This window comes from Blautia sp. An46, assembly GCF_002161645.1.
GTDB lineage: Bacteria > Bacillota > Clostridia > Lachnospirales > Lachnospiraceae > Blautia > Blautia ornithocaccae.
The window spans coordinates 18174-44480 of record NZ_NFIF01000018.1 but is presented as its reverse complement, the minus strand read 5'-3'; the positions used below and the strand labels follow the sequence as shown (position 1 = coordinate 44480).

Here is a 26307-nt window from a genome sequence, read left to right as displayed (position 1 = left end):
TATGAGTAAGGCATTAGGAATCGTAAATTTTGCCGGAAGGAATGTACATATAGAGGGCATGCAGACCTACCGTCCTGTAGGAGCATTTTCTTTCCTGGGACGCTACCGGGTAATCGACTTCCCGATTTCCAATATGAGCGACAGCGGCATTGACCGTATTCAGGTATATATCCGCAGAAAACCTCGTTCTTTGACCGAGCATCTGGGAACCGGACGTCATTATAATATCAACTCTAAGAGAGGAAAACTTCATCTTCTCTACTCTGAAAACGGTATGGACAATGATATCTACAACAATGACATTGCTGCCTTTATCGAAAATATGGAGTTTATTGAACAGGCCAGTGAACCTTATGTAGTGATTGCTCCCAGTTATATGATCTATGCTATGGATTACAGCCAGCTTCTGGAATCACATATTGAATCCGGTGCAGACATTACTCTTTTATATCATTCTGTGGACAATGCAAAGGAATCTTTCCTGAACTGCAATATCCTGAACCTGAACAAGCAGAAAGGCGTTCTTTCCATGGAGCCTAATCACGGAAATGCGAAGAATCGTAACATCTTCATGGAAACCTATGTAATAAAAAAAGAACTGTTTATTGAGCTGGTAGAAAAAGCTCATAAACTTTCTTCTATGTATACGCTGTCTGATATTGTAAATGATTCCTGCAGCGAATTAGATATCCGTGGAGTAGCTCATCGTGGATATTTTGCTTCAATTTCTGACTTTAAGAGCTATTATGATGCTAATATCTCTCTCATAGATATGAAAGCCTGCCAGAGTCTTTTCAGTGATGAATGGCCCATTTACACCAGGACTAACGATTCCTGTCCGACTCAGTATTTTGAAAGCGCCAGCGTGAAAAACTCTGTTGTTTCCAACGGCTGCCTCATTGAAGGTACTGTAGAAAATTCCGTAATCGGAAGAGGCTGTGTGATCAAAGAAGGTGCTGTAGTTAAGAACAGCGTAATCCTTCCTGATTCTGTAATCGGAAAAGATGTTTATGTAGAGAATCAGGTAGTAGATAAGCATGCTAAGCTGATTCATGTAAAGGAGATTATCTCTTCCCCTGACAGACCAGGTTATGTCAAGAGAAATGATACCTTATAGAATCGGTATGGTATAAAATTGTTATAGTCATAAGGGCGGTGGTACTTCATATAATGTGTAAGTATTGCCGCCCTCTTTTCTTCTAAATAAGTCAAAAGTGCTTCTACGTAATAGAAAGGGAGCTGCCATATCAAAAACGGCAACTCCCTTCCCATTATATTTATTTTCTGTTTTTCTTATTCAAATGCTTTTCCCACAGAACCGAAGAGTTCCATTTTCTCTTTGATTGTCTCGCAGATTGCGTCAAAGCCCGGTTTTAATAATTTACGTGGGTCATATCCTTTACCCTGGTTATCTTTACCTTCTTCGATGTATTTTCTTGTAGCTGCTGCAAAAGATAACTGGCATTCTGTATTTACATTGATCTTAGATACGCCTAAGTCAATAGCTTTACGGATCATATCTGCCGGAATTCCTGTACCGCCGTGAAGTACCAGAGGCATCTCACCTGTCAGTTTCTGGATATTATCCAGCACGTCAAAGCGAAGGCCTGCCCAGTTTTCCGGATATTTTCCATGGATGTTGCCGATACCTGCTGCCAGCATATCTACACCCAGATCAGCAATCATCTTGCATTCTTCAGGATCTGCACACTCGCCCATACCTACAACGCCGTCTTCCTCTCCGCCGATAGAACCGACTTCAGCTTCCAGAGAAAGTCCAAGGCCTTTGCAGACACCTGCCAGCTCTTTTGTTTTCTCAACATTTTCCTCGATTGGATAGTGAGAACCATCGAACATGATGGATGAAAATCCTGCTTTGATACATTTGTAGCATCCGTCATATGTACCGTGGTCTAAGTGAAGAGCTACCGGTACAGTGATGTTCAGTTCTTCGATCATAGCTTTTACCATATCTGCTACAGTTTTGAAACCGCACATATATTTTCCAGCGCCTTCAGAAACGCCCAGGATAATAGGAGACTTGCATTCTTCAGCTGTAAGAAGAGCCGCCTTTGTCCACTCCAGGTTATTGATATTGAACTGACCTACTGCATAATGTCCTGCTTTCGCTTTCTTTAACATTTCTGCTGCTGATACTAACATAATTAAAGACCTCCATATAATTTTTCTAAAGTTCCCTCTTTCACAGGACTGGATAAGTCAGCCCTTAGAAAACCTACAATTATTATATCACATTTTCCCTTTCAGGCAAGTATTTCTTAATGCAATTTCACCAAAACCATGCTATAATAAGTCCCAGAAAAACAGTCAAATACGACAGTCCCTTTTATGGGAAAGAATCCAGGAAAGGAGGGTATGGTCAGATTTCTGCCCATACAAATTGAAACATTGAACAGAAAAAATTTAATCGTAGGTCAGTCCGGCGGCCCCACTGCGGTAATCAACAGCAGCCTTTATGGTGTAGTATCTGAAGGCCTTCTCCAGGACTCTATAGGACATGTATATGGAATGGTAAACGGAATCGAAGGGTTCCTGGCAGGAAGGGTTCTGGATTTTCAGGAAGTTTTCAAAGGAAATGATCTGGAGAAGTTAAAAACCACTCCTGGAGCATATCTTGGCTCCTGCCGTTATAAGCTTCCGGAAGATCTGAACGACCCGGTATATCCACATCTTTTTCAGAAATTTGAGGAACTGGATATCGGATATTTCTTCTATATCGGAGGCAACGATTCTATGGATACGGTAAGCAAGCTTTCCCGTTATGCAGAGAAGATAAACAGCCCGATCCGGGTAATCGGCGAGCCCAAAACAATTGATAATGATCTGGTCCTTACAGACCATACTCCAGGTTTTGGAAGCGCTGCCAGATATGTGGCCTCCACAGTAAGAGAAATCGTCACCGATGCCAATGTATATGAGACAAAATCTGTAACTATCGTAGAGATCATGGGACGTCATGCTGGCTGGCTCACTGCTGCAGGTGCTCTTGCAAGGAAATATACAGGAGATAATCCGCTTCTTATCTATCTTCCTGAAACTGCTTTCGACCAGGAGGCATTCCTCTCAAAAGTTCAGGAGTGTTTTGAGAAAAATCCAAATGTGATCGTTTGCGTTTCCGAAGGGATCCATGACGAAAAAGGCACCTTTATCTGCGAATATGACAACTCTGTGGGCACTGATTCTTTCGGTCACAAAATGCTTGCAGGCTGTGGAAAATATCTGGAAAATCTGGTTCGCAGCCGTCTGGGAGTAAAGGCCCGTTCTGTAGAACTGAATGTAAGCCAGCGCTGCTCATCTGCTATGATGTCCGCTGCTGATCAGCAGGAGGCAGTGGCCGCAGGACAGTTCGGCGTCCGCTGTGCACTGAAGGGAGAAACTGGGAAAATGGTTTCTTATGTAAGAGACAGCAATGTTCCTTACCGTATGCGCCTCGGCCTTGAAGACGTAAATTTAATCTGCAACAAGGAAAAAACCGTTCCTCTGGAATGGATTTCTGAAGATGGTTCTGACATCACTCAGGATTTCATTACCTATGCCCTTCCTCTTATCCAGGGAACTGTAGAAGTACCCCTGGGTACTGACGGACTTCCAGATTTTGTATACCGGAAATAAACCGTTTTCTCTGATATATTACTTATGAAAAAAGGAATATTCTCCGTCTTGTGCATCTTAGCATCAGACAGGAGAATATTCCTTTTTATTTACTGTTTAAAACACAGCTTTTTATTTTTCCATAAGCTTTTTCATCTCTCTGGCCACATCAAAAACCTGAGGACCAAGGACAATATGGAGCAGATCAGCCTCTGGCCAGAACACTGCTGCCGCTCCTGAATCTTTTATTTTTTCTTCATCTACAGCAGTGTGTTCTTTCACCTTCAGACGGAGTCGGGTAATACAATTATAGCAGCTGATAATATTTTCACGTCCTCCCGCTCCTTCCAGAAAAGCCTGGGCCATTTCTTTGAAATCTATCTCTTTAGAAATTCTTTTTTCTCTCATAACCGCTCACTTTCACGGCATGTCTCTGACAATCTTTCTAAGCTTTAGAATCATAGAAGGCGCAACAGAAAGCTCATCAATTCCCATCTTCACAAAGGTCTCCGTAAGCTCGGTATCAGCTCCCAGCTCTCCACAGATTCCTGCCCATTTTCCTTCCTTGTGGGCATTGTCCACCACAGTCTGGATCATTCTCAGAATGGCTTTGTGATGAGGATTATAAAATCTGTCCAGCTTCTCATTCTGACGGTCAATGGCCAGGGTATACTGGGTCAGATCGTTGGTTCCGATGCTGAAGAAATCCACTTCTTTTGCCAGATCATCGCTGATCATAACAGAAGCAGGAGTCTCGATCATAATGCCTTCTTCTACATCACTCTTATAAGGGGTTCCTTCTGCTTCCAGCTCATCCTTTACCTCTTTGACGATCTTTTTAATCTCCAGAACCTCTTCCACAGACGTAATCATAGGGTACATAATGGAAATATTTCCATATACTGCTGCCCGGAAAAGAGCTCTTAACTGAGTCTTAAAAATCTCTGGCTGAGTAAGACAGATACGGATAGCTCTATATCCAAGGGCAGGGTTGTCTTCCTTGCCCAGTCCCAGATAATCAGCCTGCTTGTCAGCGCCAATATCCAGTGTACGGATGATTACTTTTTTGCCGGCCATAGTCTGGGCTACCTGCTTATAAACCTGGAACTGTTCTTCCTCACTCGGCAGTTCATTTCTGCCGATATACAGGAATTCACTTCTGAACAGACCAATACCTCCTGCATCGTTTTCCAGTACATATCCCATATCTCCAACACTGCCGATATTGGCATAAATGTTGATTTTATGGCCGCTCTGAGTAATGTTTTCCTTGCCTTTTAACTCTAATAAGAGCCTGCTCTTTTCTTCTTCTTCCTGAATACGCTTTCTGGCATCCATCCTCACTTCTTCGTCAGGATTAAAGATTACTTCTGCTGCGAAGCCATCTACCACAGCCTCCATACCGGATTTCAGTTTTTCCAGATCCATGTCTACGCCGATGAGAGCCGGAATGTTCATCATACGGGCCAGAATGGCTGTATGGGAATTGGTAGAGCCATGAACAGTAACAAAGGCCAGGATTTTTTCTTTGTCCATCTGAACGGTCTCACTTGGAGACAGATCATCAGCCACAATAATCACCGGCTGGTCAAATTCCATATCTCCGCCGTCTCCGCCGTAAAGATTTCTCACCAGACGTTCGGAAATGTCCTTCACATCTGCTGCACGGGCTTTCATATAATCATCGTCCATGCTGGCAAACATCTGAGAGAAGTTGTCCCCTGTAGTTGCTACAGCGTATTCGGCATTGACCTCCTGGGTGCGGATGATATTTTCGATAGACTCATTATAGTCATCATCATCCAGCATCATCTGATGTACTTCAAAGATTGCCGCACTGGCTTCTCCCACTTCTTTCACAGCTTTATCATACAGCTTCTGAAGCTGTTCTTTTGCTTTTTCCCTTGCCTGGGCCACTCTTTCAATCTCTGCCTCAGAATTTTCCACCTTTACGCGCTTTACTACATAGTCATTTTTCTTCAGGACAGAAATCTTTCCAAGGGCAATTCCCTTATAAACTGATTTGCCTTTCAGACGTTCCATATTCACTACCCCTTAGTCTTACAGATTTGCTTCAAAGAAAGCCTGGATACCAGCTGCAGCTGCTTCTTCGTCTGCACCTTCTACAGCAATCTGTACGGTCTGTCCGCACTTTACACCTAAAGACATAACCGCCATAAGCTTAGAAGCCTCTGCTGTTTTTCCTTCTTTTGTAATGGTAATCTTGCTCTGATATTTCTTAGCCTCTTTTACAAGCATTCCTGCAGGTCTTGCATGGATTCCCAGTTCGTCCTTAATTGTGTACTCAAAGTTTTTCATTTTAAAAATCTCCCTTCATATTGGTTTATATATATCTGCGCTTCGCCTTAGGCGATACGCAATAGCCCATATTTCTATGGGATATTTACCTCACACAGCCGCTCTCTGTATGTGTACGGCCAGGAAGCCGATTTCTTCCTTTGCAATAGGTTTCCCCATTGCCTCTTCCATATATTCACATACCATTCGGGCAGTCTCATTTGCCCGGGGATAATTGGCCTCCATAAAGTCATTCAGATTAATATTGACTCCTTCTCCGGTTCTCGTCCGGACCAGCATATAATAGAGATGGCTGATCAGACGGATGCAGGACAGGGACTCTGTCTCCAGCTTCTTCCCCATCTGATTCTCAATAATCTTTATAGTCTCATCAATGATCCTGGTTGTCTTCAAAGTCTCCGACACATGTTCATTAGAAAGTCCTGAATGGATATAGAGGGCTATAAATCCTACTTCATCATCGGAAATCCGGCATCCGGTCATTTCTTCAATGATCTCTCTGCCTTTTAAAGCCACCCCGTATTCTTTATCGAAGAGCAGTTTAATATCCGGTATAAAAGGATTGGGTATGTAGATATTCTCCTCCTGCTCTCTTTTCACCGCAAAAGCAATATGATCTGCCAGGGGAAGAAGAATTCCTCTGTTAATGGAGTCAAAAATCATTTCCGCCTCGTCAATGATCCGTCCTACTGCCTCCAGATACACCGGCTCTATGACATTCACTGCATTTACAGCAGAGCTTCGCTTCTCTCCTGCTTCCAAAGCGTAAACTTTCGCGCCCTGAATCTTATCAAAACGTTCTCCCTGCTTCTTTCCGAACCCGATTCCCTTACCCAGCAGTATCCGCTCATTTTCGTTATGATAGGCCAGAATCGCATTATTATTTAATACTTTGATAATCTGATACATTTTCAAGAATCCCTTGTTTTTCTTTATATCTTCTTTTTACTGACAAAAAGAAAAGCACAAACATATCCGCCTATCACTGTAGCAGCCAAAAACGTCTCAGCTTCTGACTCTCTTCAAGTGAATATACCGGATAGTTTATGCCTGCTTACCAGTAACACACTATCAATATATTGTTCCTTCTATTTTGTTCTGCTGATAGTAACTATATACTAAAGTGTTCCCCACCGTCAAGCTGTATTTTTTTACTAATATTTCCCTTTGTTTTTGTGCATTTTTTACATTAGCTGCCTTTTACTTATTTTTTTCAGCTTCTATCTGCTCCGCAAGTTCCGTAAGATAGACCCACCGATCCATTTTTTCTTCCAGGGCGGCTTCTGTATCTTCTTTTTCTTTCATCAGTTCATTGAGCTTTGCCGAATTGGTGGCATTAGCCAGGATTTCCGCATCCAGCTTTTCTATTTTATCCTCCAGTGCTGCAATATCCTGGTCGATAGTTTCATATTCTCTTTGTTCTTTAAAAGAAAATTTCAGCTTTACAGGCCGCTGCCCTTTCCAGTCCCGGCTGCTCTCTTTTTTAGGCTGGGTCTGCTCCGGTCCTTTCTTTCCCTGGTCCCTGCTTTTCTTTGCCACCAGATAATCGGTATAGCCTCCTTCGTACTGGGTCAGATGACCCTGACCGTCAAATTCAAAGATACGGTCTGCCACATTATCCAGAAAATAGCGGTCATGAGATACGGTAATGACAATTCCCTGAAAGGACAGCAGATAATCTTCCAGAATAGTCATGGTTGGAATATCCAGGTTATTTCCTGCTTCATCCATGATCAGCACATTAATCTCTCCTGCCAGTACCCCCAACAGGTACAGTCTCCTTTTCTCTCCTCCTGAAAGCTTGCCAATAGGGGCGTACTGCATATCCGGAGTAAAGAGAAAGCGTTCCAGCATCTGAGAAGCACTGATCCTTCCTTCGCCGGTCTTGAAATATTCTCCTATGTCTTTTACATAATCAATAACTCTCTGAGAAGGGTCCATTTCCTGCTCTTCCTGGGCAAAGTAGCCGATTTTCACAGTCTCTCCCTTTTCTACAGTTCCAGAATCCGCCCCAAGGAGCCCTGCAATAATCTTCATTAAGGTAGACTTTCCGCAGCCATTAGGTCCTATGAATCCTACTCGCTGATTTTTCAGAAAAATATAGCTGAAATCTTCTATCAGTTTCTTTTCACCATAGCTTTTGCTGATATGAGAAAGTTCTAAGGTCTTCTTTCCCATCCGCACAGCCTGGTTCTCCAGTTCCACATTCTGTTCTTTTACCGGTCCTCTTCCCTTTTTTAATTCTTCCAGTCTCTGAAGTCTGGCTCTCTGCTTAGTGCTTCTGGCTCTGCAGCCTCTCTTGGCCCATTCAGTTTCTATACGCAGAATACTCTGACGTTTCCTCTCAGATGCCAGCTCCATCTCTTCTCTCTGGGCCTTCAATTCCAGAAATCCAGAATAGTCTGACTGGTATTCATAAAGACTGCCATGGCTGACTTCCAGGATCTTATTCACCGTCCGGTCCAGGAAGTAACGGTCATGAGTTACCATGAGAAGCGTTTTGTTCATATTTCTCAGGTAATCCTCCAGCCAGGCTGTCATTTCAAAGTCCAGATGGTTAGTTGGCTCATCTAAAAGGAGTACGTCAAATTCCTGGGACAGAGTCCTGGCCATAGCCGCCTTTCTTTTCTGTCCTCCGGAAAGAGCTGACAAAGGAATGTCCAGATCCGTAAATCCCAGTATATTCAGATAGCTCTGTACCTGCCAGTCTATCTGAGGATCTCCCTTCAGAGCATAAGACTCCAATGTCCCCTCGCCAGGGAATTCCGGATTCTGAGGCAGATACAGGGTCTTCAGACCGTTCTGGTATATCACCTCTCCCGTATCCGGTTCCTCTTCTCCGGCAATGATCTTTAATAAAGTAGACTTTCCTGTACCATTGATCCCTATAATGCCGATCTTATCCCCCTGCTGGATTCCCAGAGAAGCGTCATGAAAAATCACTTTATCTCCAAATATCTTATCAATATGTTCTATGTTAATAATGTTCATCGAATATTCTCCTTTGCAGAGCAAAGCTGCCCGATAGAAAATATCATATCGGATTTTCTCTTTTCCGTCTACTTTATTTTTCATTTTTTTTGCAAAGTATATTGACATTCTCTTTTGTGCATGCTATTGTATAACCAATGACACAGTGTCAGAATTTGTACTGTGCCAGGAAACTGTTGTAGGTTTTAAACGGGAAAGCGGATAATTCATTTATTATTCGCTATATTTTAAAATCAAGCTTTAGCACTCGTTTAAACAGACTGCTGATAAAAGGAGGATTTCTTATGATTGTAAGACCTGTTCATAATATACTTTTACTTCCCGATGTTTCCTACTATTTCAAGAAGGATTTTTTCAACGACTGGTGTACAGAACCTATGAAAAAAGATGACGATGTGCTCTTTATGCTGCTGAAAGACGACAAAGCCGGGAATGAGCTGACTGCCGGGGATTTCTATCCCATTGGCATTTCTGCCCGGGTAGAAGGGATCGACGATTCGGAAAATGTGCAGATCCGCACACTGGAGCGGGTGGATATCTCCGATATTGAAGTTGCAGATAATCATATCACAGCTACCGCTTCTATCCGGGGAGAGATCAGCGATATCTCTGATGAGGAAGAGGCGGAACTTTTTTCAAAACTCCGGGGAGCTCTTCTGAAATTTGTCCAGGGGTATCAATGGGGCGTCTGGGCCAGAAGTTATATCCTGCAAAGGAAAAACCTTCACGATCTGGCCTGCTCTCTCACAGATTATCTGAATCTCAGTACAGAAGAAAAATATAAGATCCTGGCGGCAGATTCTAGGAAGGAAAGGGATGGCCTCATTGAGAATGCCATCTATGAATTTATAGAAATGTCCAAGGTTTCCCAGGAAGCCTCTTCCGCTCAGAAGGATGATCAGGAACAGCTTTACCGGGAGGCGGCTATCAAAAAACAGATTGAATATCTCCAGCGGGAACTGGACGATATGCATCCGGAAAATGTCTCCGATGTACGGAAGTTTGAAAAAAAGATCGCCCGTTCCGGCATGAACAAAGAAGCAAAGCAGGAAGCAGAAAAAGTCTTAAACCGTATGAAGCAGGAAGGCAAGGAAAGCCATGAATACGGCCTGCTCTATGATTATCTGGATTTTGTCACCAGCCTTTCCTGGAAGACTCCGAAAATGCCTTCTATTGACCTGAAAGAAGCTGAGGCCATCCTGGATGAAGACCACTATGGACTGAAGAAAGTCAAAGAGAGGATCATCCAGCAGCTTGCAGTAATGGCCCTGAACAAAAAACAGTCCGGTTCTATCCTGCTCTTTGTAGGAGCTCCCGGCACCGGAAAAACCAGCATCGGCCAGAGTATCGCCAAGGCTCTGGGACGAAAATATGTCCGGATCAGTCTGGGAGGTGTCCGGGATGAAGCAGAGATCCGGGGACACCGGCGTACTTATGTAGGGGCTATGCCCGGACGTATCATGGAAGGCATGAAGCGCAGTGGAGCTTCCAATCCTGTTATGGTCCTGGATGAAGTGGATAAACTGGCCAGAGACTACAGCGGCGATCCTGCCAGCGCTCTTCTGGAAGTTCTGGATCCGGAACAGAACAACAGCTTTACCGATCATTACATGAACGTTCCTTATGATCTGTCCAATGTTCTGTTTGTCTGCACTGCCAATACCACAGACACCATTCCAGAGCCTCTGCTGAACCGTATGGAAGTAATTTCCTTTCCAGGCTACACATCTCTGGAAAAATTCCAGATCGCCAAACGCCATCTTCTGCCAAAGGCTCTGGAAACTATGGGTATTAAAGAAGAAAATCTGGAGGTTACCGACAGCGCTCTGCACAAAATGATCGAAGAATATACCGGGGAAGCAGGGGTCCGGAGCCTGAAAAAACTCATCGACATCCTGTGCCGGAACGCTGCTGTAAAGCTGGTGAAGAAAGAACAGGAAACTTTAACGGTTACTAAAGAAAACCTGCCGGAATACCTGGGACATCAGCGTATGCGTCATGAGACCCGTCTGGAGGAAAAAGAGCCGGGTGTAGTTACAGGCCTTGCCTGGACCACCGCAGGCGGCGAGATCCTCTTTATCGAAAGCAAGCTGATGGAAGGAAAAGGAAATCTCCTCATCACCGGACAGCTTGGAGATGTAATGAAAGAGTCTGTCCAGATTGCCCTGACTCTGGTAAAATCTCTGTTTCCCAAAGAAACAGAGATCCTGGAGAAACGGGATCTTCACATTCACGTTCCTGCGGGAGCTGTGCCGAAAGACGGACCATCTGCAGGTATTACTCTGGTAACCGCCCTGGCCTCTCTGGTAACAGGAAAGGCTGTGGGAACAGAATATGCCATGACCGGTGAGGTTTCTCTCCGTGGCGGTGTCATGCCTATCGGAGGACTTCCTGAAAAACTCATGGCTGCCCAGAGAGCCGGTATCCAGAAGGTATTTATCCCTTATGACAATATTGAGGATCTGGAAGATGTGGCTGAGGAAGTCAAAGAAAAACTGGAGATCATCCCGGTAAAGAAAGTTACCGATGTGTTAGACCAGGTACTGAAAGATTAAAGACTGCATGAACTTAAAAAAGCTGCCAGTATATCCTTTTGCAAACAACTGCGCCAAATCCCTTGTCTGCTTTCCCGATTGCGCGGGGCAAAAAGCATTCTGCGGGATTGGCCCAGTTATTTGGCAAAGGGTATACTGGCAGCTTTTCCTGTATTCCTGACAATAAGAATTGGGTTTTTTACAGCAAGTCTGAGGTAAGGATATAAAGAGCCTGATAGAGGGCTGAAGTAAAATCCGGCATCCGGTAATCCGGATTTACCTCCTGCATGGCCTTTACCTGCTTCTCACAAAGGCTGGTCATGGAATAGATCCCCTGGACTAAAGACAGAAGGAGAAAGATAAAATTCTGGATCTTCTCTCTGGGTGCTTTGGGAAAATACCGGGTAAGCACTTCTTCCATGGTCTCCTGGAAAGGATGTATGGCATGCTTAAAAGCCGTCAGCTTTTCCAGAGAGCAGTTCTTCTCTATAGTGATATAATGGACTGCCATCAGTTTCAGCAGCCTGGGATGAAGAGCCGCCGTCCCGGCAATATTCCTGCAGTAGGCTTCCCGTCCCGGCTGTTCCTCCCGGTCCATAGCCTCCCTGATGTCTTCTGTCCAGGAAAGATAATCTTTCTCCAGGATATCCAGAAAGATCTCGTCCTTTGTCTGATAATAGTTGTATATATTAGAACGGCAGATGGAGGTGGATTTCGCAATTTCTTTAATGCTGATATCCTCGTATTCCATAGTCTCATACAGCTCCTCACAGGCCCGTATGATCTCCTGCTGCCGGGCTGCCGCCAGGGATTCTTTTTTCACCTTTTGACACTTCATAAAAAACATGCCTCCTTAGAATTCAAGGCTAGTATACCACGAAGTATACGCTATGGCAAAGCCTTGAATTTTTTGCCTGCAGATTGTATCATAGGAAGAGAATAATAGGAGGTTTTTTGACATGAAATACGACTTTACCACAATCATGGACCGGAAAGGCAAAGACGCCATAGCTTTAGATGTAGAAACTGCTCTGGAAGGCGGTATGCTGGGAGTAGAAAATGTTGAAATCAAAAAAGGCTTTTCTGTGATCCCCATGTGGGTGGCAGACATGAATTTTCCTACGGTTCCCACCGTACAGGAAGCCCTGATCCAGAGGGCGGAACATCCGGCTTTCGGCTATTTTTCTCCCTCTCAGGAATATTATGACTCCATTATCCGGTGGCAGCAGACCAGAAATGGGGTCACCGGTCTTACCAGTGAATGTATCGGTTATGAAAACGGGGTTCTGGGCGGAGTAGTCTCTGCTCTGAACGTATTCTGTTCCAAAGGAGACAAGGTACTCCTTCACTCTCCCACCTACATAGGTTTTACCGGCAGTCTGAAAAATAACGGCTACGATATGGTTTTGAGTCCTTTAAAACGTGATGAAAAAGGCATCTGGCGTATGGATTTTGAAGATATGGAGGAGAAACTGGCTACAGAAAACATCCATGCCGCTGTTTTCTGTTCTCCCCACAATCCCTGCGGACGGGTGTGGGAACGCTGGGAACTGGAAAAAGCCATGGCCCTTTTCCAGAAATATGATGTCTATGTGGTTTCTGACGAGATCTGGTCTGACCTGATCCTGGATGGACACAAACATATTCCCACCCAATCCGTCAGCCAGGACGCAAAGATGCGCACCGCCGCATTCTACGCTCCCAGCAAAACCTTTAATCTGGCGGGCCTTGTGGGAAGCTATCATATTGTCTATAACAAATGGATCCGTGACCGTATGGAGAAAGAATCCTCTCTTTCTCACTACAACAGCATGAATGTACTGAGCATGCATGCCCTGATCGGCGCCTACAAGCCGGAAGGCTATGAATGGGTGGATCAGCTCTGCCAGGTACTGACAGACAATGTAAACTATGCTTATGACTATATCACCACCCATTTTTCCGGTGTAGAACTGTCCAGACCGGAAGGAACCTATATGCTCTTCCTGGACTGCACCAGATGGTGCCAGGAACATGGAAAGACCCTGGATGAGCTGGAAGCCGCCGGGATCCAGGTGGGTGTTATCTGGCAGGACGGCAGGCCTTTCCACGGTCCCTGCTCTATCCGTATGAATCTGGCCCTGCCCCACAGCCTTGTTAAAGAGGCTATGGAACGGCTGGATAAATATGTATTTAACGCCTGAATACAGTTATTTTACTTTCTTCAGCATTTTCTCATATGCGAATATCATGAGCACCAGGATCAGCAGCAGATACAGCGGCAGAAGAGCTGTGCTGATATGATTGGCGATCACCCCGAATACCGGCGGCTGCATCCTCTGAAAGGCCCCGGCGCAGCACCAGATAGCTGCTGGCCCACAGACACAGCGCCGCATAAGAATGGCTGACAGAAAACCCGAACAACGCCGCTGCCGTCATAAGTACACTGAAAAAGGAAACAGGTACCGAGAGTTCCTGATACATGGTGGGCCACGCAGAGCCTAAAAGTGCATCCGGAAGTCCCAGGCTGATAAAAGCCAGATAAATAATCGCTAACAATAGCTGAAACATTGTAATATCCTCCTGCCTGAGCCTTTACGGCTGGAATTTCATAGCTCCGGACATAATGCACACTCCTCTGGCTCCGGCAGCCAGTGTTTTTTTTATCTGATCCTGCTCCAGACAGATCCCTCCGATGGCGTAGACCGGCAGGGAAACTGACCGGCAGATCTGCTCCAGAAAGTCCAGGCCTCTGGGAGGAAGGCCCTTCTTACAGTCTGTAGCAAATATATGTCCGGCGATGACATAATCCGCTCCCAGGCATTCCGCCTCCTGAGCCTCTTCCAGGCTGTGAACAGAACAGCCGAGGTTCCATTTTTTGTCCAAGCTTCCTCTTCCTGTCTCCCGAAGCACTGAAAGAGGGAGCTGCAGACCCTGCGTCCCTGCTTTTACTGCTGCTTCCCTGTAGGTATGGCAGTAAAAAGGCACCTGGTATCTGTCACAGATTTCTTTTACTTCTACTGCAAGCTTCTCATATTCCGGCAGGTTCAGATCTTTTTCTCTTAACAAGATCCTCTCGGGCCCTTTTTGACAGAGGATCTCGATCTGGTCCAGAAAAGGGCGGACAGCAAGCTTCCGGTCAGTAACAACCGTTATCCGGGACCAGAGATCTTTTTCCAGCTCTGCAGTCATTCTTTCTTCTCTACACATAGACATACTCCGCCATAACCGGCTGGAGATTTTCTCCCAGCAGGCTGTCATAGACTTCCTGGACAGACCGTCCGTCTGAGATCTCAAACTGAGCGTCTCCCTTATCTTCCAGCTCTTCTACATGCTCGCCGATACCGGTGCTGACTCCGGCGGAAATCTTAGTGGCGGCGATCTTTACCAGGTTATCCCTTACTCTGGCACACTCTCTTGTAGAAATAGTGATCCCTGCAAAAGGCATAAACAGACGGTAGGCGCAGACTACCTGAAGAAGCTGGGCCTCGTGGACGTCCATGGGGTTGATCTTGTCGTTATTAATAATAGGACGAAGTCTTGGACAGGAGAAGGAAATCTCTGCCTGGGGATATTTTTTCTGGAGATACCAGGCATGCATACCTGTGGCAAAAGCATCTTTTCTAAAATCGTCCAGCCCCAGAAGGGCGCCGAAAGCTACTCCCCGCATACCACCCATAAGGGCTCTTTCCTGAGCATTGACACGGTAAGGGTAAATCCTTTTATGACCTGCCAGATGGAGGGTCTCATATTTGTCTGCATGATAGGTTTCCTGGAAAACGGTGACATAGTCTGCTCCGCATTTATGAAGGTAGGCGTACTCATCAGAATTCATAGGATAAACCTCCAGGCCGATGACCCGGAAATATTTCCTGGCGATCTTACATGCCTCTCCGATATATTCTACGGTGGATTTTTTCCGGCTCTCCCCTGTCAGAATCAGGATTTCCTGAAGGCCAGACTTGGCAATAGCTGCCATTTCCTTGTCAATCTCTTCATAGGTAAGCTGGGCTCTTTTGATCCTGTTATGGCAGTTAAACCCGCAGTATATACAGTAGTTTTCACAGTAATTTGCTATGTAGATAGGCGTGAACATATAAATGGAATTGCCGAAGTGCTTCCTGGTCTCCTTCTGGGCGCACTGAGCGATCTCCTCCAAAAGAGGAAGAGCCGCAGGAGAAAGGAGGGCCTTAAAGTCTTCCGGTGTCTTGTAATCATGGGCAAGAGCTCTTCTTACATCTGCCTCTGTATACAGACTGTAGTCATAATTTCTCGCAGCCTCCCGGACTTTGTCCATCACATCGCTTTGAATCACTTCCATATCCGGCAGATATTTCATGTGATCCGTCCGCTTTCCTTTTTCCAGAAATTCTTTTACTTCTTCGTTGATGATACTTTCGTTTACGTGATTTTCCTGACTCATTGCCTCTGCCTCCTAGTCCTGAAGATATCCTGTAAGGGGTGATGAAGGGCTGGCTCCTTTTTCCATAACTCTTCCAAGTCCGGAAAGGTAAGCCTCTCTTCCTGCTTCTATAGCCTTGCGGAAGGCATCTGCCATAAGAGGCACATCTCCTGCCGTTGCAATAGCAGTATTGGCCATAACTGCCGCTGCCCCCATTTCCATAGCCTCGCAGGCCTGGGAAGGTCTTCCGATGCCGGCATCTACAATAATGGGCAGATCGATCTCATCAATGAGGATCTGGATAAATTCTTTGGTACACAGGCCTTTGTTGGAGCCGATGGGCGCTCCCAGAGGCATGATACAGGCGGCGCCTGCCTGGACCATATCTCTGGCGGCATTAAGATCCGGATACATATAGGGCATAACAGTAAATCCTTCTTTTGCCAGGATTTCTGTAGCTTTAATGGTTTCCTGGTTGTCCGGAAGAAGGTATCTGGTATCCCGCATGATCTCGATCTTTACCAGATCGCTGCCGCAGACTTCTCTGGAAAGCCTGGCGATCCGCACTGCCTCCTGGGCATCTCTGGCTCCGGAAGTATTGGGCAGAAGACTGACGCCCTGGGGGATATAATCCAGGATATTGGCGGCGCCGCCTTCATTTACCCGGCGAAGAGCCAGGGTAATGATCTGGGCTTTTGCCTGCTCTACCGCTGCCTTTATCAGATCCAGAGAATATTTCCCGGATCCCAGAATAAATCTGGAAGTAAACTCGTGGTTACCGATTTTCCAAGTGTCTTTTGTATGGTTCATTTTTCTTCCCTCATTTCTTAATTTTTTTCTAATATCAGTTCCAGGATCAGGTTTGCCTCATGAGCTGCGCACAGGGCCACTCTGGGGGCTGCAAGCCCCTGTCCTTCCTCGATCCCGGAAGTCCCGTCTCCGCAGAGATAGAAATTTCTTCCCACCTGTCTGGTGACGATATCATTGCTCCTTCCAAACCCTCCCATGCCGCTGGCACAGACCAGAGGTTTTTCAGGAAAAAACTCCCGACAGCCGTTAACCAGCATAGCTTTATTCTCCGGCCTGTCAAAAGCTTCGCAGATAATACCTGCATTCTGAAAAAGCCTGGGAATATTTTCTTCCGTAACCCTTTCACAACTGGTCTCAATATCCAGCCAGGGATTGATCTGAAGAAGCTGCTCTTTCAGTGCTTCTGTCTTATCCATACCCAGATGGGAAATAAAATAGTGCTGCCGGTTCAGATTTGTCATATCCACCTTATCAAAGTCAATAAGATGAAGATGTCCCACTCCTGCTCTGGTCAGAAACACCGACACATTAGAGCCCAGACCCCCAAGGCCTGCCACCGCAATCTTGGCATTCCACAATTTTTCCGCTTCTTCCCTTGTGCACCGGGCAAGAAGGGCTTTCTGCAGTTCTTCCCTGGATGGAATCCTTTTCTCCATAAGATCAGCCTCCTCCAACAAAACTGACGATCTCGATCCTGTCCTCTTCCAGGATCTCTTCTGTGGAATAATTCTTCTTAGGAACGATCTCTCCGTTTTTTTCCACCGCAACCCGGTCTTGCCGGTAATTTCTTGCTTCCAGCAGCTTCTCCACTGTCAGACCGGCCTCCCAGGCTGCTCTTTCTCCGTTTACAATCATCTTCCTCTCCTTTCCAGAATTTCTGCCACACAGAGAGGTTTTATTCTATGGTGCTGTCCCATTAGTCATACTTCAGGAATATTTATACATTTTATGCGAATTTGTCGAGCACAGCTTTGAGACCATAGGCTCAAAGCAGCGCAGACTAAGCAGTAAAATGTGTAAATATTCTCGAAAATGATTAATGGGACAGCTACATAGACTAAAAAAGGGTTCACGAAGTAATACACCCGTGGTGGTGCACCCCTTCATGAACCCGTTGGCTCACTCTCAACTGTGATCAGTATTCTGTTTTCGTAAGGAACCTTAGCTTGGGACTTCTTTCAGAAATCTGTCTTCTGAAGAGTCTTTTGATCGGATAGGGGAATATCCTATCTGACGCAATATCATGTCCAGCTTATCGCACAAAAAGAAAGGAGACGGACTCTGCCATCTCCTGAAATCTCTTCTTTCTTCCTACGTTGGCATTATCCAAATCAGGTTCCCGGGTCGAAGTTCACAACTTCCTCTCAGCCTGTTTACAAGCTCCCCTGTTTTTTACTTTTTCAGTATAAACTTCTCTCTCTTTTCTGTCAAGATAAATTTATCAACCAGACAGCCCTTCTCAGATCATCCCCAGAGTTCTGAAAATATACAGCCAGGCAGTGACGGTAAAAGCGCTTCCCAGTGTAGTCAGCATAACCACGCTGGAAGTCAGCGTTCCCTCATGATCCATATTTTTCGCCATCACATAGCAGCTTACTGTAGTAGCCGAACCCAGCATGATCAGAATGGCTACCAGCTTTTCCTGGCGGAATCCCATAGCTGCCGCCAAAGGAAGGAACAGGGTGCCAAATCCTGCCAGCTTCAGAAAAGAGGCAGCTACTGCCGGTCCTTTCTGCCCCAGAGCCTTTTTGAAATCAAAGGAAGCTCCCATGGCCATCAGGCCCAGAGGGGTTGCCGTCGCCCCTATACTACTGACTGTTTTCTGAGCAATCTGGGGCAAAGGCAGTCTCAGCAGAGACCAGGCCATTCCCACCAGAATACCAATAATAATGGGGTTTGTAATGATCCCTTTCAAAGTCTTCTTAACGGTACTTCCGTCCAGGGTCTTTCTTTCAGGGCTGAAGAAAGAAAGGACCACTACCGCCATTATATTATACAAAGGAACACTGCCAATGATCATCAAGGGGGCGATCCCAGCAGAACCGTAAATATTCTGGATAAAAGCAATCCCCAGGAGAGCAGCGCTGCTCCGGTAAGAAGCCTGGATAAACTCCCCCCTGGTGCTCCGGTCTTTCAGAAGAAGGGAGAGAAGACCGGCTAGGAAAATCTCCAGAAATGTGACAACAAAACAGAAAAGAACAAATTTTCCATCCCACATTTCATAAAAATCTACGGTAGCCAGATCCTGGAATAAAAGCACCGGCAAAGGCACCCGAAAGACAAATTGATTCATCTTCGAAGCAAACCCTTCGTCGATCCAGCCGATTTTCCTGAGAGCCAGTCCCAGGACCATCAGCAAAAATACAGGTATCGTAGCATTCAGACTAAAAATAAGATTCTCCATGGCCGTTCTTCCAGTCTTCCTTTCAAGTTTTTGACCGCCCTTTTTATGCCTGGGCTTCCTCTGTTTGATCTACAAATTTTTTCTTATAATTCTCCATACATTTTTCGATAACTTCCACTGCCGCAATGGGGCCGCCGAACTCATTGACTGTGGTACTTTTTCCTTCCAGATGTTTGTAGATAGTAAAGAAGTGCTTCAGCTCCTCAAAAATGTGCTTCGGCAGTTCATGGATATCTGTATAACCCATATAGGTAGGATCTCCATAAGGAATGGCAATGATCTTCTCATCTCCCATTCCCCCGTCTTCCATCTTCATAACACCTATAGGGTAGCACCTGACCAGGGTCATGGGCAGAATTGATTCAGAACAAAGTACCAGCACATCCAGAGGATCCTTGTCGTCTCCGTAAGTTCTGGGAATAAAACCGTAGTTCATGGGATAGTGGGTTGCAGTGAATAAGATTCTGTCCAGTGACAGCATGCCGGTCTCCTTATCCAGCTCGTATTTTTTGTTGCTCCCCTTTTCGATCTCGATCACCGCCATAAAATCTGTGGGGTAGATCCGCTCCTCACTGATATCATGCCAAATGTTCATAGAAATACCTCCTTTTAAAGTCTCTCCCCTTCTGAGACTTTCCTGTTTTGATATCCCTATTCTATAACCCTTTTCTCCTATTTGCAAATTCTTTTTCTGTGCAAAAGCAGACAGCAAAAAACTGCTCCCCTGTCGGTTCTTAAATCCCCGGCGGGAAGCAGTCCCTTATCTATTATCCCTTTATTCAATGGTAATGTACTTATTCTCTTCTACCTGAGGAGCCGCTTCTTTCTTCGGAATCCTCAGTTTCAGTACGCCATGTTTGAATTCACCCTGGATATCCTCCTGAGTCAGATTGTCGCCTACATAAAAGCTTCTCTCACAGGCTCCGCTGAAACGTTCTTTCCGGATGAAACGTCCGTTCTTTGTCTCCTTTGGAGAATCCTTCTGTGCGGAAATGGTCATATAGCCATTTTCCAGAGTAACCTTTATATCTTCTTTCTTGAATCCGGGAAGATCAATATCCAGTTCATAGCCGTCCTTCTTCTCCCGGATATCTGTCTTCATCAGATTTTTCGCTCTCCGTCCATAGAGCTTCCTTTCCATTTTCCTATCTTCTCTATCATTAAAAAATGGGAAATCGTCAAAATCAAAGAAATCATCAAACCAGTCATCAGCAAATGTTCTCGGCAGTAACATAGGTCATTCCTCCTTTTTCACTTTTCCTACTCTTCTGCCCAGGGCTGACTAAAATCTGTCATCCCTCAATAGCAATGTGATTATCCTGTTCAACTGCAGGTTTTTTCTCTTTTTTCGGAATGCTCAGTTTCAGGATACCGTCCTCATATTTAGCCTTGATATCCTCCTGGGTAACTTCATCGCCTACATAGAAGCTTCTGCTCATTGCTCCTGCATAACGCTCCTGGCGGATATATTTGCCGTCTTTGTCTTTCTCATCTTTATCCAATCCCTTTGCTGCGGAAATGGTAAGGTAGCCATTTTCCAGGGAAGCCTTGATCTCGTCTTTCTTAAATCCCGGCAGGTCAACATCCAGTTCATAGGAACCATCTGTTTCCCGGATATCGGTTTTCATCATTCTCTTGGCGTTCTTTCCATATAAAGGATTTTTCCTTCCCCAGAAATCATCGTTAAATGGGAAGTCCATAAAGTCATCAAACAAATTTTCTCCAAAAATACTAGGTACTAACATAAGTCATATCTCCTTTCAAAAGACATCATATTATTTATTTTAGCACTTTGGGAAAACCGAAGTGTTGTTGTCGGAACTTGGGAATCATTCTTTTTCTCTCTTCCTTTGTTCTAGTTGTAATATAACACATATTTTCAGCAAAGTCAACCCTCGAGTGCTAAAATTTTTTAAAAATTTCGTACCGATTAATTTTGTTATAGCTTAGACTTCATATTGTGTACAGATAAAGCAGGATTGTTCTATTTCTTCAAATTTTCTATAACCCCGGAGATAGCGGATATAAGCCAACCCAAACCAATAATAATTAACGCAATTTTCCACCCAATACCATTATCAAAAACAAAGATAAATGTATATAGAGCGAACAAACTAACGGGAATAGCAATTCCATATAACACCAAATGAAACTTTCTCTTTTTTTCTTTATCCATTTATTCTCCCCTCATTAACTTCAAATTCGACAACTTAGGAGTTGTCAATATAACTCTAACTCCTCTGAGCCTTCAAATGTGGGTTCGGCAATATATTCTTTTATACACCACTGTTTAATATATTGTGCAGCCCTGTGTTCTGCATATTTTGCATTTAGAACCTCTCCATTTTCATCAAGCTCAAGGTTGTTCATAAATATTGCATATACTGTTTCCAATAGACTTGGACTTTCTTTGAATTCGCTAAAAAAATCGATTCCTTCTAATAATGGATGGCAGCCACATAGACAAAACCTCCTCCTGCATTGATCACTGCAGTCTTTGCTCCCGGCTCTCCCCGGAAGAAAAACAGCCCTGTATTTTCCTTGTCAGGATCTTCCGCCTTTTCTTCATCTGTATAAATGTCATAGAAAATCTGCTCTCCTGACTCCACCTGATCTTTCAGATAATTTGCAATCTCCACCGTACGGTCTGGATTCACATTGTTATACCAGGTCAGGATCTCTCCCACATCCTGTAGTTCCAGATCCTCATCAATCGTCCGGTCCACAGGAAAAATCAGTCTCCCGTAATCTCCAAATACCGGATCATTGATCACATCCATAACCTTTGTCTCTAAGGTATAATCCTCCTCCTCACCACTGCTCCCGTTCTCTACAGTTTCAGCTTTCTCTGAAGGGTTTGCATCTGATGAATCTGTCCGGTAGCTCTCCTCTGTCTGGCCGCAGCCTGACAGAAGCAGCATAAAAGACAGAACCCCGGACAAAAGGATAACCCTAAGACTGTTTCTGTATATGTGCCATGTTTTTCCCATACCTCTTCCTCCTGATTTTTTATCCTTCTGCAAATATACTGCCAAGCCACTGATCATATCCTTCTATCCAGCCCCCTTCTGCTCCGAAACCATGGGGCATTCCTTCCAGCACATGGGATTCTACAGATACTCCTGCTTCTTCCAAAGCCTGGATACATTCTTCAAATTCCCCTACAAAAGGATCCCTGGTTCCGTATGCAAAATAGGTAGGCGGAAAATCCCATAACTGCAATATCTTCCTGATCGATTCCATATTCCTCTCCGTGGCTTCTGACAAACCGGACAGCCCGGGCAAGATCCAAGGCTCCTTCTTCCTGGGTATATGGCCTTAGTCTGTAGTCCACCACAAAGCTCTGATAGCCCCGCTGACTGAGCGCTTCCGCCACAGGAGTTCCCTCATACTGGTCGCTTCGGTATTGGAAAGCTCCCCCTGCGCAGATCAGTACAGCGCCTTTAACCTCTGTTTCCTCGGGCACAGGAAATGTTCTCACTGTAGGACGGAAGCCGGGGTCATCTGCATAACCGCCATTGTTTTCCGTATACTCTGTTTCTGAAGGCATATTGCCTTCCTCCCACAGATAGAAGATCTGTCGTGTCCCTGCATCCACCTGCCCATGAGCTGCTGTCTGGATCTCACTGTTTTCTCCGGTACTGCTTTTCAAGCATATAAGTCTTTGCCTCCGGATTGGAACGAGTGGCCTTCACAGTTCCAGGCGCTACAAGGTTAACGTCGGATTTCATGATTCCCAGATCCAGAATAGAAAATCGTATTCCATAGTTGCTCATCTTTCCTTCCTCCTGACCCTGCTGTTTTCAAATTTGTATAATTATTTACAAATCCCTTCTGACTTTGTAAATAATTATAGATTATTTACAAAGTCTTCAGAATATCCAGTTGGTTTTCCGGTATATACCCAAAGGTTTTATTCCTGGAATCAGCAAGCCAAACGGACATGTATCTGGGGTCAGCTATAGCCGGTATTGCAGGTGTGCCTCCCTCCCGGGGGATTTTTCTCCTACAGGGCAATCCCAAGGACTTTCTGTAGAGAATATAGAAAAAGCCGTCCATTACTGAACGGCTGGAAATAGAAAAGGAACGTCTATCTGGGCGTTCCATGATCTACTTGCGATATTCCATTTTTTGTAAAATGACGTTACGCGACTTTTCGTTGCTTTTTTAGAAAAAGCAGAAATAGTAATGTCAATGCTATATTTATGGTTAAAACGACTATGCTTCCTTCCATTTTAGGCATTCCACCAGATAGCAGTGTGTTTCCAGTAAAAGCTGTTGTGAACAGATGTGGATAATCGTCTGCCAGCGAAACAACGCCGAGAATAATACCTCCAGCACCATTCCATATAAAATGCATCATCACGGGAGCAATCAGTGATTGGGTATATTCTAATACCGTAGTCATTAAAATGCTCATCGTAATAACATTTAATACTGGCACAATACCTGCTTCAAAGGCACCTCCATGCATAAAGGTAAACAATGCCGTAGTAACAACCATTGCCGCAACCACATTATAGTTACGCTTTATCATTTGGTAGAGATAACCTCGCACCAATAATTCCTGCATGATTGTGTTTATAAGTGCGGAAAGCAGCCATAGCCATAACATTGGAAAAGTGTCAGTGGCTGTAATTCTCATTACCCCCAGTCCAGCTAAAATTATGATGGCAGCACCCAGCCAAAGGACACCCGTCCCAAAGCCGATGCAAACACTTCTGAATGGCTTGGAGATGATATGCATTTCTATTTTTCGTTTCTCCATTAGCCAGAAGATCAGAGTTAAACCCACAACACATAGAAACGGAATAAGTTCAGCCCAAAATCTCCAAACTGCACCATTTGAGGAATCGGGAATAGGTAACAATCCGGCTAAAACAGCCCATCCAACAAAGAAAAAAATTGCTTTTGTTCCTGTAATAAATAACTTCTTCATATTACAACACCTCTATTATGATACGAATATTGAAAAAAATCTTCTTCAATATTTCTATTTATTTTTCGCCCTGCCTTTCTCCCTGTTCCGGAGTTTCTGTTCCCCATTATATTAAAATTCTTGAAAAGCGGTCAATCGTAAAGACTAACCGCTTGTATGTAATGCATATCAAATGGATAAAGCAGAACAGCCAGCCGGGAACAACAAAATAATTTATTTAAAAACAAAAATATCTTCTATGGGAGCTTTCACAGCTCTTGAAATATCAATGGCCAGTTTCAGGGAAGGATTATACTGGGCTTTTTCCAATCTCATAATGGTTTCCCGCCGGACCCCTACGATCTCGGCCAGCTGTTCCTGGGTAAGTCCCTGTGCCGTGCGATATACTTTTAAATTACAAACAAAATCTGCACCCATGATCTACTCTCCTTTTTCATAACGGTACAGGAAATAATTGCTGAAGAAAAGGACCAGGGCATAGATAAAGGAAACAGAAATCAGCATGAAGATGGCACACCATTCTACATTTCGGGAAAACATCCCAAGTCCCATAAGCCATATGACTATGAACAATAAACGGAATCCTGTCTTATATGCTTTTAATTGTGCTTTTCGCCTGTTTTCCTGAAAAAGCTCATCTTCTAAAGTGTGAGAGAGTTTTCCTTCAAAAAACAGTCCGAAAAAGCCGAAAAACAGAAAGAAGACAAAGGGAAATATTTCTCCATACTTATCATAGGTCCAGAAGCCCCCAAAACCTAAAAATCCGAAGATCCCGCAAAATCCCCACAGAGGTGAGATTGTCCGAGAGTATTTTTTATCCGGATATTTCTTTGAAAGGGCATTCCTGACACAAAGTACCAGGATATAGACAGCGTATACAGCTATTAAAACTCCCGCTGCCAGCATGGGAATATCCTTTGGAGAGAACACATAAGTTGACATATCCATCTCTTTCACCCAGCGTCCCTCATTATAAAGCAGGGAGTAGATCACTGCTGCGATGAGTAACACTGCACACCCCAGTCCCATAAAGATAATTCTCTTAATCTGTTTCTTTGACATAGTATTTCCTCCTTTTAAATGAGACATTTTTGTATCTTTATGAGATAAATATATCACCATATCCTTAGAGTGTCAGCAAAAATGCTACAAATATATCACTTTTTATTCAAGAGCTGTATATGCCGCATCACGTCTCCAACGCAAGATTGTACGGATAGAAATTTTTCCATAATACTGGAACTTCTGACCAAAATCATGTATGCTTAAAGACAGAAACAACAGAAAGGAAGGTATATCATCTTATGGAAATCCGTGTTTTAAAATACTTTTTAATGGTTGCCAGGGAAGAAAATATTACAAAAGCTGCCAACCTGCTTCATATTACCCAGCCTACTCTTTCCCGGCAGCTTATACAGCTGGAAGAGGAACTGGGAACCACTCTTTTCCACAGGAGCAAGTATCGGATAGTCCTTACGGAAGATGGTATGCTGCTGAAGCGGCGGGCTCAGGAGATCATAGAACTTGCAGATAAGGCAAAAAAAGAATTATCCCATGAAGCAGAAGCCCTTTCCGGGGAAATCTTTTTCGGCTGTGCCGAAACCCGGAACATGACCTTTCTCTCCCGGAAAATGGCAGCTTTCCGGGAAAAATATCCCCTTGTCCATTATAATATCTACAGTGCAACGGCTGATGACCTGAAGGACCGGATAGAAAAAGGACTTCTTGATATCTGTCTGTTCACGGAGCCTGTGGATATTGGGAAATATGAGTTTCTCCGTCTGGAAAAGAAAGAGGTGTGGGGCGTACTGGTACGGAAGGACTCTCCCCTTGCTTCTAAAGAAACTGTGACGCCGGAGGATCTGGCAAAATTTCCGCTTCTGATGTCACGGAGAGAAATGGTACAAAACGAACTGGCCAACTGGTTCGGGGACTTTTACGATCAGATTGATGTGGCAGCCAACTATAACCTGATCTTAAATGCAGCAGACATGGTGAAAAATAACGTTGGAGTTGCTCTATGCTTTTATATTGAAAACATTTCCAACGACCTGCGTTTTATTCCTTTTTCCCCTGCATTGGAGACCGGCGCCGTTCTGGCCTGGAAGAAAAATTTTGTCTTCTCCGCTGCTGCAACAAAATTTATTCATTACATAAAAGACTCCGTTTTCTAACGGTTTCGTGTATAATTCACTTATATTTTGTATCCAGGTCCTTTTATCTTTGGTATTTTTCACAAAGAATTTTAAAAACCCCAAAAAATTATTCATAGTATTCCGATTCTCTGCTGGTCAGATATTTTTTAATATGTATAAAA

Annotated in this window: 30 protein-coding genes, 1 pseudogene and 1 riboswitch; of the genes and pseudogenes, 5 read left to right on the top strand and 26 right to left on the bottom strand. The window is 44.4% G+C overall.

Features of this window, described 5'->3' with window-relative positions:
• The first annotated feature begins 1 nt into the window (after nucleotide 1).
• Nucleotides 2-1117: a glucose-1-phosphate adenylyltransferase subunit GlgD gene (gene glgD / locus B5G00_RS13995; RefSeq protein WP_087273774.1), complete on the top strand. Its 1116-nt coding sequence runs from the start codon at nucleotides 2-4 to the stop codon at nucleotides 1115-1117.
• A gap of 176 nt (nucleotides 1118-1293) precedes the next feature.
• Here the strand turns inward: glgD and fba are convergent, their stop codons facing one another.
• On the bottom strand, nucleotides 1294-2163 hold the full coding sequence (gene fba, locus B5G00_RS13990; RefSeq protein ID WP_087273772.1) for a class II fructose-1,6-bisphosphate aldolase: 870 nt from the start codon (nucleotides 2161-2163) through the stop codon (nucleotides 1294-1296).
• Nucleotides 2164-2376: 213 nt separating this feature from the next.
• Between fba and B5G00_RS13985 the strand changes: the two genes are divergently transcribed.
• Nucleotides 2377-3633 carry a 6-phosphofructokinase gene (locus B5G00_RS13985; protein WP_330396375.1) on the top strand — a complete coding sequence of 419 codons (1257 nt, stop codon included), beginning with the start codon at nucleotides 2377-2379 and terminating at the stop codon, nucleotides 3631-3633.
• Nucleotides 3634-3744: 111 nt separating this feature from the next.
• On the opposite strand, the gene B5G00_RS13980 is transcribed toward B5G00_RS13985, so the two are convergent.
• From B5G00_RS13980 to B5G00_RS13960, 5 genes are all read right to left on the bottom strand, one after another.
• Nucleotides 3745-4020: a PTS transporter subunit EIIB gene (locus B5G00_RS13980; protein ID WP_087273769.1), complete on the bottom strand. Its 276-nt coding sequence runs from the start codon at nucleotides 4018-4020 to the stop codon at nucleotides 3745-3747.
• A 12-nt stretch (nucleotides 4021-4032) separates the two neighbouring features.
• Nucleotides 4033-5655 carry a phosphoenolpyruvate--protein phosphotransferase gene (ptsP, locus tag B5G00_RS13975; protein ID WP_087273766.1) on the bottom strand — a complete coding sequence of 541 codons (1623 nt, stop codon included), beginning with the start codon at nucleotides 5653-5655 and terminating at the stop codon, nucleotides 4033-4035.
• Nucleotides 5656-5673: 18 nt separating this feature from the next.
• Complete coding sequence (locus B5G00_RS13970) at nucleotides 5674-5931, bottom strand: HPr family phosphocarrier protein (protein WP_087273764.1); 258 nt, start codon at nucleotides 5929-5931, stop codon at nucleotides 5674-5676.
• A gap of 90 nt (nucleotides 5932-6021) precedes the next feature.
• Nucleotides 6022-6840: a PRD domain-containing protein gene (locus B5G00_RS13965; RefSeq protein ID WP_087273762.1), complete on the bottom strand. Its 819-nt coding sequence runs from the start codon at nucleotides 6838-6840 to the stop codon at nucleotides 6022-6024.
• Nucleotides 6841-7131: 291 nt separating this feature from the next.
• A complete protein-coding gene (locus B5G00_RS13960; RefSeq protein WP_087273871.1) occupies nucleotides 7132-8922 on the bottom strand; it encodes an ABC-F family ATP-binding cassette domain-containing protein in 1791 nt (596 codons plus the stop codon).
• A 284-nt stretch (nucleotides 8923-9206) separates the two neighbouring features.
• Here B5G00_RS13960 and lon point away from each other — a divergent pair, with 284 nt between their 5' ends.
• Complete coding sequence (gene lon, locus B5G00_RS13955) at nucleotides 9207-11477, top strand: endopeptidase La (protein WP_087273760.1); 2271 nt, start codon at nucleotides 9207-9209, stop codon at nucleotides 11475-11477.
• A 178-nt stretch (nucleotides 11478-11655) separates the two neighbouring features.
• On the opposite strand, the gene B5G00_RS13950 is transcribed toward lon, so the two are convergent.
• Nucleotides 11656-12294: a TetR/AcrR family transcriptional regulator gene (locus B5G00_RS13950; protein WP_087273758.1), complete on the bottom strand. Its 639-nt coding sequence runs from the start codon at nucleotides 12292-12294 to the stop codon at nucleotides 11656-11658.
• A gap of 121 nt (nucleotides 12295-12415) precedes the next feature.
• Between B5G00_RS13950 and B5G00_RS13945 the strand changes: the two genes are divergently transcribed.
• Nucleotides 12416-13639: a MalY/PatB family protein gene (locus B5G00_RS13945; RefSeq protein WP_087273756.1), complete on the top strand. Its 1224-nt coding sequence runs from the start codon at nucleotides 12416-12418 to the stop codon at nucleotides 13637-13639.
• A 160-nt stretch (nucleotides 13640-13799) separates the two neighbouring features.
• Here the strand turns inward: B5G00_RS13945 and B5G00_RS19840 are convergent.
• From B5G00_RS19840 to B5G00_RS13845, 19 genes and pseudogenes are all read right to left on the bottom strand, one after another.
• Nucleotides 13800-14006: pseudogene (locus B5G00_RS19840) on the bottom strand (MFS transporter); the annotation flags it as partial.
• Between the two features lie 24 nt (nucleotides 14007-14030).
• Nucleotides 14031-14645: a thiamine phosphate synthase gene (locus tag B5G00_RS13935; RefSeq protein ID WP_242971368.1), complete on the bottom strand. Its 615-nt coding sequence runs from the start codon at nucleotides 14643-14645 to the stop codon at nucleotides 14031-14033.
• The gene (gene thiH, locus B5G00_RS13930; RefSeq protein WP_087273754.1) at nucleotides 14638-15858 is read right to left on the bottom strand and encodes a 2-iminoacetate synthase ThiH; all 1221 of its coding nucleotides are present in this window, start codon (nucleotides 15856-15858) and stop codon (nucleotides 14638-14640) included. Before thiH ends, B5G00_RS13935 begins: the two co-directional genes overlap by 8 nt.
• A gap of 12 nt (nucleotides 15859-15870) precedes the next feature.
• On the bottom strand, nucleotides 15871-16647 hold the full coding sequence (locus B5G00_RS13925; protein ID WP_087273752.1) for a thiazole synthase: 777 nt from the start codon (nucleotides 16645-16647) through the stop codon (nucleotides 15871-15873).
• 17 nt (nucleotides 16648-16664) lie between these two features.
• Nucleotides 16665-17303 carry a sulfur carrier protein ThiS adenylyltransferase ThiF gene (gene thiF / locus B5G00_RS13920; protein WP_087273749.1) on the bottom strand — a complete coding sequence of 213 codons (639 nt, stop codon included), beginning with the start codon at nucleotides 17301-17303 and terminating at the stop codon, nucleotides 16665-16667.
• Between the two features lie 4 nt (nucleotides 17304-17307).
• The gene (gene thiS, locus B5G00_RS13915; protein ID WP_087273747.1) at nucleotides 17308-17502 is read right to left on the bottom strand and encodes a sulfur carrier protein ThiS; all 195 of its coding nucleotides are present in this window, start codon (nucleotides 17500-17502) and stop codon (nucleotides 17308-17310) included.
• A gap of 436 nt (nucleotides 17503-17938) precedes the next feature.
• Nucleotides 17939-18044: riboswitch (TPP riboswitch) on the bottom strand.
• Between the two features lie 62 nt (nucleotides 18045-18106).
• On the bottom strand, nucleotides 18107-19051 hold the full coding sequence (locus tag B5G00_RS13910; RefSeq protein WP_087273745.1) for an AEC family transporter: 945 nt from the start codon (nucleotides 19049-19051) through the stop codon (nucleotides 18107-18109).
• 43 nt (nucleotides 19052-19094) lie between these two features.
• Complete coding sequence (locus tag B5G00_RS13905) at nucleotides 19095-19646, bottom strand: inorganic diphosphatase (protein WP_087273867.1); 552 nt, start codon at nucleotides 19644-19646, stop codon at nucleotides 19095-19097.
• Between the two features lie 180 nt (nucleotides 19647-19826).
• The gene (locus B5G00_RS13900; RefSeq protein WP_087273742.1) at nucleotides 19827-20285 is read right to left on the bottom strand and encodes an Hsp20/alpha crystallin family protein; all 459 of its coding nucleotides are present in this window, start codon (nucleotides 20283-20285) and stop codon (nucleotides 19827-19829) included.
• A gap of 58 nt (nucleotides 20286-20343) precedes the next feature.
• Nucleotides 20344-20796: an Hsp20/alpha crystallin family protein gene (locus tag B5G00_RS13895; protein WP_087273740.1), complete on the bottom strand. Its 453-nt coding sequence runs from the start codon at nucleotides 20794-20796 to the stop codon at nucleotides 20344-20346.
• Nucleotides 20797-21035: 239 nt separating this feature from the next.
• Nucleotides 21036-21227, bottom strand: coding sequence for a hypothetical protein (locus B5G00_RS13890; RefSeq protein WP_087273737.1), 192 nt, complete (start codon nucleotides 21225-21227; stop codon nucleotides 21036-21038).
• 44 nt (nucleotides 21228-21271) lie between these two features.
• Complete coding sequence (locus B5G00_RS13885) at nucleotides 21272-21445, bottom strand: DUF7677 family protein (protein ID WP_206423801.1); 174 nt, start codon at nucleotides 21443-21445, stop codon at nucleotides 21272-21274.
• Nucleotides 21446-21489: 44 nt separating this feature from the next.
• A complete protein-coding gene (locus tag B5G00_RS13880) occupies nucleotides 21490-22041 on the bottom strand; it encodes a hypothetical protein (RefSeq protein ID WP_087273735.1) in 552 nt (183 codons plus the stop codon).
• 19 nt (nucleotides 22042-22060) lie between these two features.
• Complete coding sequence (locus B5G00_RS19980; RefSeq protein WP_087273733.1) at nucleotides 22061-22294, bottom strand: alpha/beta hydrolase; 234 nt, start codon at nucleotides 22292-22294, stop codon at nucleotides 22061-22063.
• Nucleotides 22203-22601, bottom strand: a complete 399-nt coding sequence (locus tag B5G00_RS13870) for an alpha/beta hydrolase (RefSeq protein ID WP_162613512.1) — start codon at nucleotides 22599-22601, stop codon at nucleotides 22203-22205. Before B5G00_RS13870 ends, B5G00_RS19980 begins: the two co-directional genes overlap by 92 nt.
• Nucleotides 22602-22674: 73 nt before the next feature.
• Nucleotides 22675-22827, bottom strand: a complete 153-nt coding sequence (locus B5G00_RS18910; RefSeq protein ID WP_162613511.1) for a hypothetical protein — start codon at nucleotides 22825-22827, stop codon at nucleotides 22675-22677.
• 368 nt (nucleotides 22828-23195) lie between these two features.
• On the bottom strand, nucleotides 23196-23990 hold the full coding sequence (locus B5G00_RS13860) for a CPBP family intramembrane glutamic endopeptidase (protein WP_087273727.1): 795 nt from the start codon (nucleotides 23988-23990) through the stop codon (nucleotides 23196-23198).
• A gap of 213 nt (nucleotides 23991-24203) precedes the next feature.
• Nucleotides 24204-24407, bottom strand: a complete 204-nt coding sequence (locus B5G00_RS13850) for a helix-turn-helix transcriptional regulator (protein ID WP_087273723.1) — start codon at nucleotides 24405-24407, stop codon at nucleotides 24204-24206.
• 3 nt (nucleotides 24408-24410) lie between these two features.
• The gene (locus B5G00_RS13845; protein WP_087273721.1) at nucleotides 24411-25052 is read right to left on the bottom strand and encodes a DUF3796 domain-containing protein; all 642 of its coding nucleotides are present in this window, start codon (nucleotides 25050-25052) and stop codon (nucleotides 24411-24413) included.
• Between the two features lie 242 nt (nucleotides 25053-25294).
• Here B5G00_RS13845 and B5G00_RS13840 point away from each other — a divergent pair, with 242 nt between their 5' ends.
• On the top strand, nucleotides 25295-26164 hold the full coding sequence (locus B5G00_RS13840) for a LysR family transcriptional regulator (RefSeq protein WP_087273720.1): 870 nt from the start codon (nucleotides 25295-25297) through the stop codon (nucleotides 26162-26164).
• The last annotated feature ends 143 nt before the right edge of the window (nucleotides 26165-26307 follow it).